The sequence below is a fragment of the Pseudomonas poae genome (assembly GCF_001439785.1).
Classification (GTDB): domain Bacteria; phylum Pseudomonadota; class Gammaproteobacteria; order Pseudomonadales; family Pseudomonadaceae; genus Aquipseudomonas; species Aquipseudomonas poae.
This window is the reverse complement of sequence record NZ_JYLI01000005.1, coordinates 179,218-196,050: the sequence shown is the minus strand read 5'-3', so window position 1 is coordinate 196,050 and position 16,833 is coordinate 179,218. Positions and strand designations below refer to the sequence as shown.

Annotated in this window: 13 protein-coding genes; 3 read left to right on the top strand and 10 right to left on the bottom strand. The window is 62.1% G+C overall.

What is annotated here, in order from left to right; translation table 11 throughout:
* Positions 1 to 4: 4 nt before the first annotated feature.
* Positions 5 to 3,067, top strand: a complete 3,063-nt coding sequence (locus TU75_RS08105; RefSeq protein WP_015371397.1) for an efflux RND transporter permease subunit — start codon at positions 5 to 7, stop codon at positions 3,065 to 3,067.
* Positions 3,068 to 3,183: 116 nt separating this feature from the next.
* Positions 3,184 to 3,405 carry a hypothetical protein gene (locus tag TU75_RS08100; RefSeq protein ID WP_122458180.1) on the top strand — a complete coding sequence of 74 codons (222 nt, stop codon included), beginning with the start codon at positions 3,184 to 3,186 and terminating at the stop codon, positions 3,403 to 3,405.
* Positions 3,406 to 3,502: 97 nt separating this feature from the next.
* Here TU75_RS08100 and TU75_RS08095 read toward each other — a convergent pair whose 3' ends face one another.
* The 6 genes from TU75_RS08095 to TU75_RS08070 all read right to left on the bottom strand — a co-directional run bounded on the left by TU75_RS08095 (position 3,503) and on the right by TU75_RS08070 (position 12,068).
* On the bottom strand, positions 3,503 to 4,192 hold the full coding sequence (locus TU75_RS08095) for a DUF4197 domain-containing protein (RefSeq protein WP_003231268.1): 690 nt from the start codon (positions 4,190 to 4,192) through the stop codon (positions 3,503 to 3,505).
* 36 nt (positions 4,193 to 4,228) lie between these two features.
* Complete coding sequence (plsB, locus tag TU75_RS08090; RefSeq protein WP_003231266.1) at positions 4,229 to 6,733, bottom strand: glycerol-3-phosphate 1-O-acyltransferase PlsB; 2,505 nt, start codon at positions 6,731 to 6,733, stop codon at positions 4,229 to 4,231.
* A 96-nt stretch (positions 6,734 to 6,829) separates the two neighbouring features.
* Entirely contained in the window at positions 6,830 to 7,207 is a 378-nt protein-coding gene (locus tag TU75_RS08085) for a hypothetical protein (protein ID WP_060548635.1), read from the bottom strand.
* Positions 7,208 to 7,262: 55 nt separating this feature from the next.
* Positions 7,263 to 8,072 carry a putative RNA methyltransferase gene (locus TU75_RS08080; RefSeq protein ID WP_003231263.1) on the bottom strand — a complete coding sequence of 270 codons (810 nt, stop codon included), beginning with the start codon at positions 8,070 to 8,072 and terminating at the stop codon, positions 7,263 to 7,265.
* Positions 8,072 to 9,223 carry a succinyl-diaminopimelate desuccinylase gene (dapE, locus tag TU75_RS08075; protein WP_015371400.1) on the bottom strand — a complete coding sequence of 384 codons (1,152 nt, stop codon included), beginning with the start codon at positions 9,221 to 9,223 and terminating at the stop codon, positions 8,072 to 8,074. Before dapE ends, TU75_RS08080 begins: the two co-directional genes overlap by 1 nt.
* Before the next feature lie 253 nt (positions 9,224 to 9,476).
* Positions 9,477 to 12,068 (bottom strand): glycosyltransferase, encoded by a 2,592-nt coding sequence (locus TU75_RS08070; RefSeq protein ID WP_003231258.1) that lies wholly within the window; start codon positions 12,066 to 12,068, stop codon positions 9,477 to 9,479.
* 217 nt (positions 12,069 to 12,285) lie between these two features.
* Between TU75_RS08070 and tcdA the strand changes: the two genes are divergently transcribed.
* Complete coding sequence (gene tcdA, locus TU75_RS08065) at positions 12,286 to 13,095, top strand: tRNA cyclic N6-threonylcarbamoyladenosine(37) synthase TcdA (RefSeq protein ID WP_015371401.1); 810 nt, start codon at positions 12,286 to 12,288, stop codon at positions 13,093 to 13,095.
* 503 nt (positions 13,096 to 13,598) lie between these two features.
* Here tcdA and TU75_RS08060 read toward each other — a convergent pair.
* The 4 genes from TU75_RS08060 to TU75_RS08045 form a co-directional block, all read right to left on the bottom strand.
* Complete coding sequence (locus TU75_RS08060) at positions 13,599 to 14,015, bottom strand: SufE family protein (RefSeq protein WP_060548634.1); 417 nt, start codon at positions 14,013 to 14,015, stop codon at positions 13,599 to 13,601.
* Positions 14,012 to 15,217, bottom strand: coding sequence for an aminotransferase class V-fold PLP-dependent enzyme (locus TU75_RS08055; protein WP_060548633.1), 1,206 nt, complete (start codon positions 15,215 to 15,217; stop codon positions 14,012 to 14,014). The genes TU75_RS08060 and TU75_RS08055 overlap by 4 nt, the downstream gene beginning before the upstream one ends.
* A 69-nt stretch (positions 15,218 to 15,286) precedes the next feature.
* On the bottom strand, positions 15,287 to 16,321 hold the full coding sequence (gene dapD, locus TU75_RS08050; RefSeq protein ID WP_003231250.1) for a 2,3,4,5-tetrahydropyridine-2,6-dicarboxylate N-succinyltransferase: 1,035 nt from the start codon (positions 16,319 to 16,321) through the stop codon (positions 15,287 to 15,289).
* Positions 16,322 to 16,352: 31 nt separating this feature from the next.
* Complete coding sequence (locus tag TU75_RS08045; protein ID WP_003231248.1) at positions 16,353 to 16,715, bottom strand: ArsC family reductase; 363 nt, start codon at positions 16,713 to 16,715, stop codon at positions 16,353 to 16,355.
* Positions 16,716 to 16,833 lie beyond the last annotated feature (118 nt).

Below are 16,833 nucleotides of genomic sequence, written 5' to 3'. Positions count from 1 at the left end.
CCCCATGGGTTTCAATCTTTCCGAATGGGCGTTGCGTAATCGCCAGATCGTGTTATTCCTGATGATCCTGCTGGCGGTAGTCGGTACGTTGTCCTACACCAAGCTGGGGCAAAGCGAAGACCCGCCGTTTACGTTCAAGGCCATGGTGATCAAAACCAACTGGCCAGGCGCCACGGCCGAGGAAGTCTCGCGCCAGGTCACCGAGCGCATCGAGAAAAAACTCATGGAGACCGGCGATTACGAGCGCATCGTGTCGTTCTCCCGGCCAGGTGAATCCCAGGTCACTTTCATTGCCCGCGACGCCATGCACTCGGCGCAGATCCCCGAGTTGTGGTACCAGGTGCGCAAGAAAATCAGCGACATTCGCCAAACCTTGCCGCCGGATATCCAGGGTCCGTTTTTCAATGATGAATTCGGCACCACCTTCGGCAATATCTACGCCTTGACCGGTGACGGCTTCGACTACGCCGTGCTCAAGGATTACGCCGACCGTATTCAGATCCAGCTGCAGCGGGTAGCGGATGTGGGCAAGGTCGAGTTGCTCGGCCTGCAGGACGAGAAAATCTGGATTCAACTGTCCAACCTCAAGCTTGCCACCCTCGGCCTGCCCCTCGCGGCGGTGCAGCAGGCGTTGCAGGAGCAGAATGCGGTCTCTACCGCCGGCTTCTTCGAAACCCCGACCGAGCGCGTGCAATTGCGCGTGTCGGGTAATTTCAAAAGCGTGGAGCAGATTCGCAACTTCCCGATTCGCGTGGGCGAGCGAACCCTGCGTATCAGCGATGTGGCCGAGATTCAGCGTGGCTTCAGCGATCCGCCGTCACCGCGCATGCGCTTCATGGGCGCCGATGCCATCGGGCTGGCCGTGGCGATGCGCGAGGGTGGCGACATTCTGGTGCTGGGCAAGGCCCTCGAAGGCGAATTCGCACGGCTGCAAAAGAATCTTCCGGCCGGCATGGAACTGCGCAAGGTATCGGATCAGCCGGCGGCGGTGAAAACCAGTGTCGGCGAATTCGTTCAGGTGCTCGCTGAAGCACTGGCCATTGTGTTGCTGGTGAGTTTCTTCTCCCTGGGGGTACGCACCGGCATGGTGGTGGCCCTGGCGATTCCGCTGGTGCTGGCCATGACCTTCGCCAGCATGTATTACCTCGGTATCGGCCTGCACAAGATCTCCCTCGGCGCCCTGGTGCTGGCCCTGGGCTTGCTGGTGGACGACGCCATCATCGCCGTGGAAATGATGGCGATCAAAATGGAGCAGGGCTACGACCGCCTCAAGGCCGCCAGTTTTGCCTGGACCAGCACCGCCTTTCCGATGCTCACCGGCACGCTGATCACCGCGGCAGGCTTCCTGCCGATTGCCACGGCGCAATCGAGCACCGGTGAATACACCCGCTCGATCTTTCAGGTGGTCACCATTGCGCTGCTGGCGTCATGGGTGGCGGCCGTGGTGTTTGTGCCATTCCTGGGGGAAAAACTCCTGCCGGATCTGGCGAAGATTCACGCGGCCAAACACGGCTCCAGTGGGCCTGATCCCTACGGCACTGCGTTCTATCAACGTGTCAGGCGTGTGGTTGAATGGTGCGTACGCCGACGCAAAACCGTGATTGTGCTGACCCTGTTGCTGTTTGTCGGGTCGGTGGTGTTGTTTCGCTTTGTGCCGCAACAGTTCTTCCCGGCCTCGGGTCGTCTGGAGTTGATGGTCGATCTGAAACTGGCCGAAGGCGCGTCCCTGAGCAACACCGCCGACCAGGTCAAGCGCCTTGAAGGCTTGCTCAAGGAGCATGTGGGGATCGATAACTATGTGGCCTACGTGGGCACCGGTTCGCCGCGTTTTTACCTGCCGCTGGACCAGCAACTGCCCGCCACCAGCTTTGCGCAGGTGGTGGTGCTGGCGAGCTCCATCGAGGCGCGCGAAAACCTGCGCACCTGGCTGATCGAAACCCTCAACGAACAATTCCCCGACTTGCGCTCCCGCGTCACGCGCCTGGAGAACGGCCCGCCCGTGGGCTACCCGGTGCAGTTTCGGGTGACCGGCGAGCACATCGACGAAGTGCGCGCCCTGGCGCGCAAAGTGGCGGCCAGGGTTCGCGAAAACGCCCATGTGGTCAACGTGCACCTGGACTGGGAAGAACCGAGCAAGATCGTCTACCTCAATATCGATCAGGACCGCGCCCGCGCCCTCGGCGTAAGCACCGCCAACCTGTCGCGATTCCTCCAGCGTTCGTTGACCGGCGCCAGCGTCAGCCAATACCGGGAGGACAACGAGTTGATCGAAATCCTGCTGCGCGGCACCGTTCAGGAACGTACGCAGTTGTCGCTGCTGCCAAGCCTGGCGGTGCCCACCGACAACGGCAAGAGCGTGGCGTTGTCGCAGATCGCTACCCTTGAATACGGCTTCGAGGAAGGCATCATCTGGCACCGCAATCGCCTGCCGACGGTGACGGTGCGCGCCGATATCTACGGCAAGGAGCAACCGGCGACGCTCGTGCAGCAGATCCTGCCGACCCTGGCGGATGTGCGCGCCGAGTTGCCGGATGGCTACCTGCTCGAGGTGGGCGGCACCGTCGAAGATGCCGCCCGTGGACAGAACTCGGTGAAGGCCGGCGTGCCGTTGTTTATCGTGGTGGTGCTGACGTTGCTGATGCTGCAACTGCGCAGCTTCTCGCGCACGGCCATGGTTTTTCTGACCGCACCGTTGGGCCTGATCGGCGTGACGTTGTTCCTGCTGGTATTCCGCCAGCCGTTCGGCTTTGTGGCCATGCTCGGCACCATCGCCCTGTCGGGAATGATCATGCGCAACTCGGTGATTCTGGTGGACCAGATCGAACAGGACATCAAGGCCGGCCTTGCGCCCTGGCAGGCAATCATCGAAGCCACGGTGCGACGCTTTCGTCCGATTGTGCTGACGGCGCTGGCGGCAGTGCTGGCGATGATTCCCCTGTCGCGCAGTGTGTTTTTCGGGCCGATGGCGGTCGCCATCATGGGCGGGCTGATTGTGGCGACGGCGTTGACGCTGTTGTTCCTGCCGGCGCTGTATGCGGCGTGGTTCCGGGTAAGGAAGAACACGTAGTCCCCGGAACCATTCTTTTGTGGATACCACATAGGGATTACCCGACCGGTAGGTGCCGTCGTACGAACAATGCGGCGGTTTGGGTTCCGATGTGAATTCAATGAGAAGGAATGTTTATGATCTTGCCAATACCAGTGCCAATGCTGATGCCACTGTTGAATGCGATGTTAGGGGGGAACGGCCGTAACCAGGACCAGGAACATCGCCATGACAAGGATAAAGGCCAAGGCAACAACAAGCTGGATATCAATATCAACATCAATAACAGCAACGAAAATTCGACGATGTCGTTCTCGCAGAACACCAGCAGTTCGTCGGTAGGCCGCATCAGTTACTAAGTGGTCTGGTGAGGATGCCAGGCACTTGGTTGAGCATGAAAAAGCCCTGACACTGTCAGGGCTTTTTTCATGCGTCATTACGGCTTCGGCGCACGGCTCAGAGTGCACCAAACACTTTTTTGGCCAGGCTCGTCGCTGCAGCTGCCGGATTCTTGCGAATAGTTTCTTCCTGCTGCGCAATCATCTTGAACAGACCGTCCAGCGCTTGTTCGGTCACGTAGCTTTCGACATTCGCGCTCTTGGCATCCACCGCGCCGAAAGCGGCCGCCTTGCCGGCCAGGGCGTTGTACTGCTGGGCCACGCCAACCTTGTCGGTCGCCGCCTTGACGATCGGCAGGAATTTGGCGCGGATCTGCTCACGGCTGCTCTTGTTCAGGTACTGCGTGGCCGAGTCCTGACCACCGCTGAGTATGCCCTTGGCGTCGGTGACGCTCATGTTTTTCACGGCGTTGACCAGAATCGGCTGAGCCTGGGTCACCGCCGTTTCGGCCGCTTTGTTCATGCTGGTTTCCAGCTGGGTGACCTGTTCACCCATGCCGAACATTTTGAGCTTGTCGGCGACTTTACCGAGCTTGCCCGGCAGGCCGATTTTTACCTCGGGGTTGTTGCTGAAACCGCCGGGCGTACCGAGTTGTTTCACGGCAATCTGTGCGCCTTGGGTCAGCGCATCCTTGAGGCCGCCACTGGCGTCACCCTGGGACAGGCTGCCAAGGTCCAGGGCCATGGCGTTGGCACCGAGCAGCAGGCCGGCACACAGGGCAGTCAGGCGAAGCGTGTTACGGAGCATGAGGGCTTCCTTATATTCAGAGGTTGATCATTCAATCTAGCGGCTTTGTGCAGGTTCCACCGGCGCTTCGGCCGCGCCATCGACACGGTGCAGCGCCACCTGGCGGATCGACAGGCGAATGTCGGCGGGCAATACGCGTTTGGCGGCGCCTTCGGCCAGCTCGCCGAGCAAATCGTGATAGCTCAATTTGCCGGCGTCGTCGCGGCGCAGCACATCTTGCTCCAGCAGCGTCTGGATGAAATGTCGGAAAAGACTCTTGTCGAAGAATTCCGGGGCATTGAGGCCATGCAGGATCGACAGGCGCTGGGCCATGATCGTGCACAGGTCTTCCAGCTCTTCGGCGCTGATGCTGCTCTGGCCGCTGTTGAGCAGCAGCGAGATCGCCATATAGAAGCGTTGCAGGGTCTGGGCGATGCTCTTGGACAACAAGGTCAGCAGCACGAAATGCCGCGAACTCGGTGCCGGGCGCAGGTACACCTCGTTTTCGAAGCGCAACAGGCCCTGCTCGACAAACGCTTGCAGCCACTGGTCGACCACGGCGTCGAGGTCGTCCAGGGACCAGCGGATAAACAGCTCTGATTGCAGGTACGGGTAAAGCGCGTGGGTGTAGCGCAGCATCTGCTCGCGGCTCATGCGCGAGCTGCTCTGGAAGAAGCTCGCCAGCAGGGCCGGCAGGGCGAAGATGTGCAGCACGTTATTGCGGTAGTAGGTCATCAGGACGGCGTTCTGCTCGTCCAGGTAAAGGATCTTGCCCAGGGCATCGCTTTGTTCCGACAGCAGGTCCATGTCCTTGACGTGCTTGATCAGCGCCAGGCCATCACCCTCGGGCACGGTGGTGTGCGGCGAGTAGGGCACACGGCGTAGCAGCGTCAGGTACAGGTCGAGCTGGCGGGCCATGGCCTGTTCGTCCAGGGCCAGGCGCGTGGTCGAGAGCAAGGCGAGGGCCACCAGGTTCACCGGGTTGACCGCCGCCGCTTCGTTCAAGTGGCGCGCCACCTGTTCGCCAAGACGATGGGTGGTTTCATGCAGCCACTGCGGCTTGTAGTTCGGAGCCAGTTCCTGGGAGCGCCAGTCCGGTTGCTCGCTGTCGAGGAACTCGGCCAGTTTGATCGGCTCGCCGAAGTTGACCGCGACCTGACCAAAGCGCTGCTTGAGCGCGCCGACCACTTTGAAAATATCGAAGATCGACTCTTTCTTCTTGCTCGCGCCGCGCAGTTCGCCAAGGTAGGTGCGACCTTCGAGCACGCGTTCATAGCCGATGTACACCGGCACGAACACGATGGGCATGCGCGAAGAGCGCAGGAAACTGCGCAGTGTGATCGCCAGCATGCCGGTCTTGGGCTGCAGCATGCGCCCGGTGCGTGAGCGCCCGCCTTCGACGAAGTACTCCACCGGGAACCCCTTGGTGAACAGGGTGTGCAGGTATTCGTTGAACACCGAGGTGTACAGCGGATTGCCCTTGAAGGTGCGGCGCATGAAAAACGCACCGCCACGGCGCAGCAGGCTGCCGATCACCGGCATGTTCAGGTTGATGCCAGCAGCGATGTGCGGCGGGGTCAGGCCGTTCTTGAACAGCAGGTAGGACAACAGCAGGTAGTCGATATGGCTGCGGTGGCAAGGCACGTAGATCACCTCGTAGCCCTGGGCGACCTGTTGCACACCTTCGATATTGTTGACCTTGATGCCGTCGTAGATCTTGTTCCAGAACCAGCTCAGCACCACTTCGAGGAAACGGATCGCGGTGTAGGTGTAGTCCGAGGCAATTTCGTTGCCATAGCGCAGGGCCAGGGCCTTGGCTTTTTCCGGGGTGATCTTTTCCCGTTCGGCCTCATCCAGGATGGCCTGGCGCACCAGGGGCATATTCACCAGGCCCTTGACCAGGTTGCGGCGGTGGGACAGGTCGGGGCCGATCACCGCCGTCTTCAGGTTACGAAAGTGCACGCGCAGGATGCGTTGGGCCATGCGCACGGTGCGTTCGTGGCCTTTATTGTGCTCGATCAATTCGCGCAGGTTGATCGGCGCGGAGAATTGCACCCGGGTCTTGCGGCCCAGGATCAGGATGCTCAACAGGCGGCGCAGGCGTCCGGTGACGGCCCAGCTGTCGGCAAACAGCAGCTTCCACGGGCTGGACTCGCTCTCGGGGGACTGGCCCCAGAACACGCTGACCGGAATGATTTGTGCATTTTCTTCAGCGTGTTCGCTGAGGGTGTTGACCAGGCGCGTCAGGGCCGGCGGTGCACCGCGCTTGTCCTGGCGACCCAGCCAGTCCGGGTCCGGCGTGAGGTAGAAGAACGCGGCCGCCTCCATCAGCGGGCCCACCGCTACCGGCAGCACCGGGCGCGGCAGGCCGGCCTTGGTGCACTCGGCATCGACCACCGCCAGTTCGGTGAGGGAGGGCGATTGCAGGACGTAGAACACCGGCCGGCTGCGGTCGAGGTTGAGGGTCAGGGACGACTGGTTGATCGTCTCCGAGCGAACCCAGAGGTACAACAGTCGGCGCAAGGTGCCGAACACCAGACGGCGGAACGGGGAGCGGGTCATAGGCGAGCTGCTTGAAGGGGAGATGGGGCAGCTTCAAGCTTCTAGCTGCAAGCTGCAAGTTTTGGAGTGGGTGTATGCGGCGTGTAGCTTGCCGCCCTAAGCCGTTCTCCATGTGATCTGTTCTTCACCGTCGGCGCTGATGCGAATCCAGGTGTCGGCGCTTTCCTCTCCTTCTTCCTCGACCCACGTACCCGGCGCGCAGCGCACTTCCACATTCAGTGCGGCAAAGGAGGCGCGGGCGCAGGCGATGTCGTCTTCCCAGGGGGTCTGGTCGCTTTCCAGGTACAGGCTGTTCCATTTGCCGACGGCCTTGGGCAGCCAGGTGACGGGAACGTTGCCGGCCGTGCACTTGTAGGTCTGGCCTTTCTGGACCCAGTCCGAGCAGGCGCCCAGGGCAGCGCCCAGCCAGGCGGCGATGGCCTTGTGGTCGACGTCGGCGTCTTTCAGGTAAATCTCGATATCGGGTTGGCGCATGGATATTCCTCGTTGCGGGATTTTAAAAATCCATTCGCGGTGCTGAAAAGGTTGGTTATTGAAGCACGAAATAATCGTAGCGCATCGACACGGTGACCTGCAGCGGCTCGGCCGCTTCGATCACCCGGGCACGGCGCTCGGCGCTGGCGCGCCAGCCGTGGGGCGTCATCGCCAGCAGGTTGGCGCGATCTCCGGGCTCGGCCAGGCTCAGGCTGAATTCAAGCATCTCGCTGTGCGCCAGGCTCATGCCGTCCGGCACCAGGGCCAGGTGCTTGTCATCGGTGTACTCGCGCACTTCGTCGTACAGGCGCTCGCGCAACTCCATCAGGTGGCCGCTGGTGGGGCCGACCTTCATCAAACCGCCGCCCGGGCTGAGCAGGCGCTTGGCCTCTTCCCAGTCCAGCGGGCTGAACACGCTGGCCAGGAACTGGCAGCTGGCGTCGGCCAATGGCACACGGGCCATGCTGGCGATCAACCAGGTCAGCGCCGGGTTGCGTTTGCAGGCACGCTTGACCGCCTCCCTGGAAATATCCAGCGCATAGCCATCGGCGTGGGGCAGGGCGGCGGCGATCTGCGCGGTGTAGTAACCCTCGCCGCAACCGATGTCTACCCAGCGCTGCGGCGCGCGCTCGGCGGCCAGTTCTGCCAGGCGCCTGGCCACCGGCGCATAGTGTCCGGCGTTGAGAAAGTCACGACGCGCCTCGACCATCGCCAGGTTGTCGCCCGGGTCGCGGCTGTTTTTGTGCTGCACCGGCAGCAGGTTCAGGTAACCCTGGCGTGCGCGGTCGAAACGGTGCCCGGCCGGGCACGCCACGCCGTTGTCCACTGGGTTGAGCGGGGCGCTGCAAAGGGGGCAGGCGAGCATCAGGCGAGCAACTTGATCAGGGTCTGGTAGTAGATCTCGGTGAGCACGTCGAGGTCGCTGGCCAGGATGCGTTCGTTGACCTGGTGGATCGTCGCATTCACCGGGCCCAGCTCGACCACCTGAGTGCCAAGGGTCGCGATGAAGCGCCCGTCCGACGTACCGCCGCTGGTCGAAGCCTGGGTTTCGCGCCCAGTGATCGCCTTGATGCTGGCCGATACCGCATCGAGCAGCGCGCCCGGCTCGGTCAAAAACGGCAGGCCGGACAGTGCCCAGTCCACGTGCCAGTCCAGACCGTGTTTGTCGAGAATCTGCGCAACGCGCTGTTGCAGGCCTTCCACGGTGGATTCGGTGGAGAAGCGGAAGTTGAACACCGCCGTCAGGTCACCGGGGATCACGTTGGTGGCGCCGGTGCCGGAATTGAGGTTGGAGATCTGGAAGCTGGTCGGCGGGAAGAACGTGTTGCCATCGTCCCAGTGCTCGGCGGCCAGTTCCGCCAGGGCTGGCGCGGCCAGGTGAATCGGGTTCCTTGCCAGGTGCGGGTAGGCCACATGGCCCTGTACGCCGCGCACGGTGAGGGTGGCGCCGAGGGAACCGCGACGGCCGTTCTTGACCACGTCGCCCACCAGCGTGGTGCTCGACGGTTCGCCGACGATGCACCAGTCCAGGCGTTCCTTGCGCGCAGCCAGGCGTTCGATCACGGCCTTGGTGCCGTGGTGCGCCGGGCCTTCTTCATCGCTGGTGATCAGGAAGGCGACCGAGCCACGGTGGTCCGGGTAGTCCTGCACAAAGCGCTCCGCCGCCACCAGCATGGCCGCCAGGCTGCCTTTCATGTCGGCCGCGCCGCGCCCGCAGAGCATGCCGTGCTCGTCGATCAGCGCGTCGAACGGGTCGTTCTGCCAGGCCTGCAGCGGGCCGGTCGGCACCACGTCGGTGTGGCCGGCAAAGCACAGCACCGGGCCTTCATGCTGGCCGTGGGTGGCCCAGAAGTTGTCCACGTCCTCGATGCGCATCGGCTCCAGGGCAAAGCCGGCGTCGCCCAGGCGCTGCATCATCAGCTTCTGGCAATCGGCGTCAATCGGCGTCACCGAGGGGCGACGGATCAGGTCGATGGCAAGTTGAAGGGTCGGCGAAAGGTCGGCATGGGCCGTCATGGGAAAACTCCGGAATGCGTGTGGGGGGCGCAGGACGAATGTGGAATACAGAACTTGAAACGGCGCAGGACAAATGTGGGAGCTGGCTTGCCTGCGATCGCATCACCGCGGTGTAACTGTCAGACCGCGGCGTCTGCATTGCAGGCAAGCCAGCTCCCACAGAAAGCAGGGCCAGCCCAAGACTCACAAAACGGCCGTTATCTTATAGCAAAACGGCGACCAGAGGCCGCCGTTTAGTGCATTGCGCAAGTTTTTACGCAGCAGGCGCGGGCTCGGGCGCCGCTGCCGGTTTGGGCAGTGACGACAGGAACGCCATGATCAGCGCTGCCACATACGGCAGCGACTGCACCAGCAGCATCACCACCCAGAAGCGCATGTCATTGCTCGGCAGGCCCTGCACCAGGTAGATCCCCAGCGCGGCGCCCCACAACAGCAGCATGATGAACATCTCTTCGCGGGCTTCGGAAATCGCCACCCAGAAGCCGTGGTTATCGGCGTTTTTCGGCGTACGAAAGAACGGAATGCTGGTGGTGAAAAAGCCATACAGCACCGCCTTGGCGATGGTGTGCGACAACGCCAGTCCGGCCAGGGCCGCGCAGAATGCGTCCTTGAGGTTCACGCCGACGGCGCGGCGGTACAGGAAGATGATCTTGCCCACCTTGAACACGAACAGCGCCAGTGGCGGGATCGCGAAAATCAGCAGCGGCGGGTCGACCCGCGCTGGCACGATGATCATCGCCGCCGACCACAACAGCGCGCCGACGGTAAAGAAGATGTTCATGCCGTCCGCCACCCACGGCAGCCAGCCCGCAAGGAAGTGGTAGCGCTGGCCACGGGTCAGCTCGGTGTCCTTGCCGCGCAACAGACTTGCGGTGTGGCGCTTGATGATCTGGATCGCGCCATAGGCCCAGCGGAAACGCTGCTTCTTGAAGTCGATGAAGGTGTCGGGCATCAGCCCTTTGCCGTAGCTGTCGTGGTAATACGCAGCCGACAGGCCTTTCTCGAATACCCGCAGGCCCAGTTCGGCGTCTTCGCAGATGCACCAGTCAGCCCAGCCGAGTTCTTCGAGCACCGAGCGACGTGTCATGGTCATGGTGCCGTGCTGGATGATCGCGTCGCGGTCGTTGCGGGTGACCATGCCGATGTGGAAGAAGCCCTTGTATTCGGCGTAGCAGAGCTTTTTGAAGGTGCTTTCGTTCTGGTCGCGATAATCCTGGGGCGATTGCACCACGGCGATTTTCGGGTCGGCGAAGTGCGGCACCATGTGCTTGAGCCAGTTGGGCGACACGCAGTAGTCCGAGTCGATCACCGCGATCACTTCGGCGTCCGCTGCGGTGTGCGGGATCAGGTAGTTCAGCGCGCCACCCTTGAAACCGGCCAGGGGCGAGACGTGGAAAAACTTGAAGCGTGGACCGAGGGTTTCGCAGTAGTCGCGCACCGGTTCCCACACCGCCGGGTCTTTGGTGTTGTTGTCGATGATCAGGACTTCATAGTCCGGGTAATCGAGGGCGGCCAGGGCATCGAGGGTCTGTTTGACCATCTCCGGCGGCTCGTTGTAACACGGCACATGGATCGACACTTTCGGGCGGTAGTCCGAATCACCTTCCACCGGCAGGAATTCACGGCGGCGCTTGTGCGTCCACACCGCTTCGGCCAGCTCGTGGGCTTCGGTCAGCAACACGATGAACACGCCCATCGCACCCAGTGCCAGCAGGAATCCGACGGTCAGGCTGAACCAGGTGCTGTACTGCTGGCTGTAGTCGTAGCCGATCCACACCAGCACCGACCCGCACAGAAACGCGATAAAGGTCAGGAAGGTGCGACCGCGCTGACGCAGCGCCGAGCCATCGATCATCAGCAGGGTCAGCGAGAGCAGGGCCAACACCACCGAACCGATCGCCAGCACCCGCCATTGCGGGATCGCGACCACCGGCCCTTCAAAGTTGAATTTCTGCTGGCGTGCCGCGTTGAACACGCCCCAATAGGCGCCCGCCGAGCCTTCGTCGCTGACCTTCCACGGCTGGTCGAATGCCTCGATCACGAAATAGTTGAAGCCCTGGCGATTGAGCTTGTTGACCAGCGTGCGCAGGTAGATCGCCTGGTCGGCCGGGGATGATTCATTGCCGCCGCGCATGCGCCCGTTGCTCGGCCAGCCGACTTCAGACAGCAACAGCGGTTTTTTCGGGAATAGTTTCTTCAGGTCCCGGGCACGGTCGAGTACGTACTGGCCGGCCTTGTCCATCGGGATAAATTCCCAGAACGGCAGGATGTGCGCGGCGATCAGGTCGACGTGTTTGGCCAGTTGCGGGTTCTTTTCCCATATGTGCCATTGCTCGGAGGTGGTCACCGGCACTTTCACGGCGGCGCGCACCCGGTCCAGCAGCACGATCAGCGCTTCGGGGGTGATTTCTTCACGGAACAGCGCTTCGTTGCCCACCACCACGCGCACCACGCTGCGCGAGCTGTTGGCGATTTCGATGGCGCGCTGGACTTCACGCTCGTTGCGTTCCAGGTCCGGGCTGATCCAGATACCCAGGGTCACGCGCAGGCCGAACTCTTCGGCCAGCTTGGGGATATCACCCAGGGTGCCGTCGACCGAGTAGGTACGGATGTTGTCCGTCAGCTTGCTCATGATTTCGAGGTCGCGACGCATCTGGTCGTCGCTCGGGTATTGGTTTTTCTGCGGGTACTGGCCCTGCTGGAACGGCGAGTAGGAGAACCCCGAGATCTGTTCCGGCCAGTTGGGAGTGGTGACCGGGCGGTTGATCAGCGCCCAGAAACCGGTGAACAGCGCGGCAATTGCCAGCACCACCACCAGGTTGAGTCCAAATTTACGCGATGACATGGCGATTTCGGGTTCCAAAGGGTGTGGAACGAAAAGAGGCGTCGGCCTACGCCGAACGGCGCGCATCCTACACCGGCCTTTCCCTGAGCGTACAGCAAGCCAGGAAAAACCTGACTTTGGGCAGCGAAACGCTCGCTAAGTTCTTCACCTGTCAGTTGTCGCTTAAAACTTGCCGCTGCGTAGCCCATAATGCGCGCCGGTTTTTGGGGTAATGGTTATGAGCACAGAAGATCCACGGTTTGCAGGCGTCGCTCGCTTGTATGGCATTGAAGGCCTTGAGCGCTTGAAAGCGGCCCATGTGGCGATCGTCGGCGTCGGCGGCGTCGGCTCCTGGGCGGCGGAGGCCATGGCCCGTTGCGGGGTGGGCGAGATTTCGCTGTTTGACCTGGACGATGTCTGCGTCAGCAACAGCAATCGCCAGTTGCATGCGCTGGACAGCACCGTGGGCAAACCCAAGGTCGAGGTCATGGCTGAGCGTCTGCGCGGCATCAACCCAGCGTGCACGGTGCATGCGGTGGCGGATTTCGTGACCCGCGACACCATGGCTGAATACATCACGCCGAACATCGACTGCGTGATCGACTGCATTGACGCGGTCAACGCCAAGGCCGCGCTGATTGCCTGGTGCAAGCGCCGCAAGATCCAGATCATCACCACCGGCGGCGCGGGCGGGCAAATTGATCCGACGCTGATTCAGGTGTGCGACCTGAACCGCACGTTCAACGACCCACTGGCCTCGAAAGTGCGCTCGACCCTGCGTCGCGACTATGGTTTTTCGCGTACGGTGACGCGCCATTACAGCGTGCCTTGTGTGTTTTCCAGTGAGCAACTGCGCTATCCGAAGCCGGATGGCAGCATCTGTTTGCAGAAGAGTTTTGTCGGGGATGGCGTGAAGCTTGACTGCGCGGGTGGGTTTGGTGCGGTGATGATGGTGACTGCGACGTTTGGGATGGTGGCGGCGACCAAGGCGGTGGATAAGATTGTGGCTGGGGTGCGCAGGCCTTCGGAGCGGGTTAAGGCGAATTAGGTGGGGGGGTACATATCCGTTGCTGCGGTAACGGCTGATAGGGGTTCCGCCCTTACGGCGGGTCACTTTTTGAAGAGCGCGAAAAGTAACCAAAAACGCATCGCCCCACCACTTGGCACCTCGCTTAGGCTCGGTGTGCCCGCACGCAGGCTTGAATCCGTGGGCCGCCGCAATGGGCCATCCCTGGCCCAGTGCGGCTAACCCGGCGTCCTGCCGGGTTACCCACGGATTCAAACCTGCGTTCGGCCAGCGTGGTTGACGGGGCGCCTAAGATCAAGATCAAAAGCCAAAACAAAGCAGATCAAAAGCAGTGTGATATCCAGCAGGCAAATGGAGATCCTAATGTGGGAGGGGGCTTGTCCAGTGTCTGGCAGAGGATCCCGGTCGGCTCTCAGGCCGCCGCGCTTTTGCTTTTGATCTGAGGCGCCCCGAGTCTAGGCGAGGCACCAAGTGTTGGGGCAAGAGCAGCCGTTAGCGCAGCAACGGACAGGCACCCAGCCCCATCAATTTTGCATGCGCGCCAAGCCCCGCATGCGCTGCAAAACCGCATTCAACCCATTACTACGCGAAGGCGACACCTGCCGGGACAACCCCAGTTGATTGAACCAATCAGACAAATCCACCGCCTGCAGCTCAGCCACCGACAGCCCATTAACCCGCGCCAACAACAGGGCCACCAACCCGCGAATCATCCGCGCCTCGCTGCTGGCCGCAAACTGCCAGTGCCCGTCCTGCAGGCGGCCCACCAACCACACCTGGCTTTCGCAGCCCTGCACCAGGTTGGCCTCGACCTTGTCTTCCTCCGCCAGTACCGGCAGCCGCTCGCCCCATTGCATCAGCATGCGCGCGCGCTGCTCCCAGCTGCCTACGGCCTGGAACGCCTGCAATGCGGCCACTGCATCCACTGGCAGTTGGCTCATCGCAACATATCCAGGGCCTGATCCAGCGCCGCGAAGAATCGCTCCAGGTCATCCGAGTCGTTGTACAGCGCCAGCGATACGCGGATTGCCCCGGGCAACTGCATGGCCTTGAGCAGCGGCATCGCGCAATGGTGACCGGCACGGATGGCAATGCCCTGTTCGGTCAGCAGGTGAGCCAGGTCGGCATTGTGCACGCCCTCGACCACGAAGCTGACCAGCGCGGCCTGTGGTGTGCCCAAAACGCGCACGCCGTTGCGCGCGTTCAGGCCGCGCAGCAGGTAGTCATGCAGGGCCGCTTCATGGGCCATGACGGCTTGCGGGTCCAGTGAACTCAGGTAATCCAGGCTGGCGCCCAGGCCGATCACGCCGGCAATTGGCGGTGTGCCGGCCTCGAAACCCAGTGGCGCGGGGCGAAAGCTCGCCGCATGGTAGTCGGCCTGTTGCACCATCTCGCCGCCGAATTGCCAGTGACGCAGGTGATGCAGGGCTTCGTTGCGGCCAAACAGCACGCCGACACCGTCCGGACCGTAGAGTTTGTGGCTGGAAAACACATAGAAGTCGCAGTCCAGGGTTTGCACGTCGTGTCGACCGTGCACGATGCCTTGGGCGCCGTCGACCACGCTCAGGGCTCCCCGCGCGCGGGCCAACGCCAGCAAGGGATGCAGGGGTTGCCAGGTGCCGAGCACATTGGACAATTGGCTCACCGCCAGCAGACGCGTACGCGGGCCGATCAGTTCGGCGGCGGCGTCGAGGTCGATCAGACCGGCCGCATTGAGCGGCAATACCACCAGTTTCAGCGCGCGGCGTTTGGCCAGTTGCTGCCAGGGCAGCAGGTTGGCGTGGTGCTCCAGGGCGCTGATGACCAGCTCATCGCCCGCATTGAACAAGTGCTCAAGGCCATAGGCCAGAAGGTTCAGCGTCGAGGTGGCGCCGTGAGTGAACACGATTTGCCCGCTGTCGCCTGCGTTGAGCCACTGCGCGACCTTTACACGGCTGTCTTCGAACGCCTGGGTGGCATGGGCCCCCGGCAGATGCTGGGCACGGTGCACATTGGCGGCGCCATTGGCGTAGTAATGGCTGATCGCATCCAGCAAGGCCTGGGGTTTTTGGGTGGTGGCGGCGTTGTCCAGGTAGGTCTGGTCCTGCCGTTGCAGGGTGGCAATGGCCGGGAAATCGGCGCGCCAGGGGGAGGGCACAAGCATGGTGGTCAAGACTCGTATAAGCGAACCGCACCCCGAGGGCGCGGCCCGCCAGTGGCATCGAGTGGCTGCTTAGTTGTGAGCGTGCAGCGCTTCGTTCAGTTCGATGGCCGATTTGTGAGTTTTGCACTCCACGGCACCGGTCTCGGAATTACGACGGAACAGCAGGTCAGGCTGGCCAGCCAGTTCGCGCGCCTTGACCACCTTGACCAGTTGGTTCTGCTCGTCCAGCAGCGCCACCTTGGTGCCGGCGGTCACGTACAGGCCCGATTCCACGGTATTGCGGTCGCCCAAGGGGATACCGATACCGGCGTTGGCGCCGACCAGGCAGCCTTCACCGACCTTGATCACGATATTGCCGCCGCCCGACAGGGTGCCCATGGTGGAGCAGCCGCCACCCAGGTCCGAGCCCTTGCCGACGAACACGCCCGCCGACACACGGCCTTCGATCATGCCCGGGCCTTCGGTGCCGGCATTGAAGTTGACGAAACCTTCGTGCATCACCGTGGTGCCTTCGCCCACATACGCACCCAGGCGGATACGCGCGGCGTCAGCGATACGCACGCCGGCGGGGACCACGTAATCGGTCATTTTCGGGAACTTGTCCACCGAGAACACTTCCAGCAGATCGCCACGCAGGCGCGCTTCCAGTTGGCGCTCGGCCAGTTCATTGATGTCGATCGCGCCCTGGCTGGTCCACGCCACGTTCGGCAACTGCGGGAACACACCGGCCAGGCTCAGGCCGTGGGGCTTGACCAGGCGGTGGGACAGCAGGTGCAGCTTGAGGTAGGCCTCAGGCGTGGACGTGAGTGCAGCGTCTTCGGCCAGCAGGGTGGCGACCAGCGGCGTGTGGCTCTCGGCCAGGCGGCTGAGCAGCGCGGCCTGGGCCGTGTCGACGCCTTTAAGCGCGTCGGCCAGTTGCAGGGCCTGGGACACGGTGAAGGTGATGGCCTGGTTGCCGTCGGTGTAACCGAGGATCGGCGCGATGGCCGCGACGATTTCAGCCGATGGGTTGAGCAGGGGTTGTGCGTAAAACACTTCCAGCCAGGCACCCTGGCGGTTCTGAGTGCCAACGCCGAAGCCCAGGCTGAACAGGGAATGGGACATGCTGTTACCTCTACAAAGATGGAAGGCTGGCCTACTTGAGGGCCGCCGAATAACTTTCTGGCTTGAAGCCAATCAGGGTTCTGTCGCCGAGATCGAGCACCGGGCGCTTGATCATCGAGGGTTGTGCGAGCATCAATTCAATGGCTTTCGACTGATCGAGATCGGCTTTGCGTTCGTCTTCGAGTTTGCGAAAGGTGGTGCCCGCACGGTTCAACACCACTTGCCAACCGTGCTCATCGCACCATTGGGTCAAATGTTCGCGGTCGATACCGGCCGTTTTGTAATCGTGGAACTGATAGGCGACGCCGTGCTCGTCGAGCCAGGTGCGCGCCTTTTTCATGGTGTCGCAGGCTTTGATGCCGAAAAGGTGCAACGTTTTGCTTGAATCGGTCAAGGAACTGCCCCCTTTTGGACTAATGAAACCGAAGGATCGCGGATTATGCCATGCCCAGCGGATTTGGGTGCTGTAGGACTTTTGTGCACGAGCCTGGGCAGCATAGGCGGCTAATATG

What these genes read in the sequence shown, in the direction of transcription:
- TU75_RS08105 (WP_015371397.1), top strand. Translation starts at nt 5, where the DNA reads ATGGGTTTCAATCTTTCCGAATGGGCGTTGCGTAATCGCCAGATCGTG.
- TU75_RS08100 (WP_122458180.1), top strand. Translation starts at nt 3,184, where the DNA reads ATGATCTTGCCAATACCAGTGCCAATGCTGATGCCACTGTTGAATGCG.
- TU75_RS08095 (WP_003231268.1), bottom strand. Translation starts at nt 4,192, where the DNA reads ATGCTCCGTAACACGCTTCGCCTGACTGCCCTGTGTGCCGGCCTGCTG.
- plsB (WP_003231266.1), bottom strand. Translation starts at nt 6,733, where the DNA reads ATGACCCGCTCCCCGTTCCGCCGTCTGGTGTTCGGCACCTTGCGCCGA.
- TU75_RS08085 (WP_060548635.1), bottom strand. Translation starts at nt 7,207, where the DNA reads ATGCGCCAACCCGATATCGAGATTTACCTGAAAGACGCCGACGTCGAC.
- TU75_RS08080 (WP_003231263.1), bottom strand. Translation starts at nt 8,072, where the DNA reads ATGCTCGCCTGCCCCCTTTGCAGCGCCCCGCTCAACCCAGTGGACAAC.
- dapE (WP_015371400.1), bottom strand. Translation starts at nt 9,223, where the DNA reads ATGACGGCCCATGCCGACCTTTCGCCGACCCTTCAACTTGCCATCGAC.
- TU75_RS08070 (WP_003231258.1), bottom strand. Translation starts at nt 12,068, where the DNA reads ATGTCATCGCGTAAATTTGGACTCAACCTGGTGGTGGTGCTGGCAATT.
- tcdA (WP_015371401.1), top strand. Translation starts at nt 12,286, where the DNA reads ATGAGCACAGAAGATCCACGGTTTGCAGGCGTCGCTCGCTTGTATGGC.
- TU75_RS08060 (WP_060548634.1), bottom strand. Translation starts at nt 14,015, where the DNA reads ATGAGCCAACTGCCAGTGGATGCAGTGGCCGCATTGCAGGCGTTCCAG.
- TU75_RS08055 (WP_060548633.1), bottom strand. Translation starts at nt 15,217, where the DNA reads ATGCTTGTGCCCTCCCCCTGGCGCGCCGATTTCCCGGCCATTGCCACC.
- dapD (WP_003231250.1), bottom strand. Translation starts at nt 16,321, where the DNA reads ATGTCCCATTCCCTGTTCAGCCTGGGCTTCGGCGTTGGCACTCAGAAC.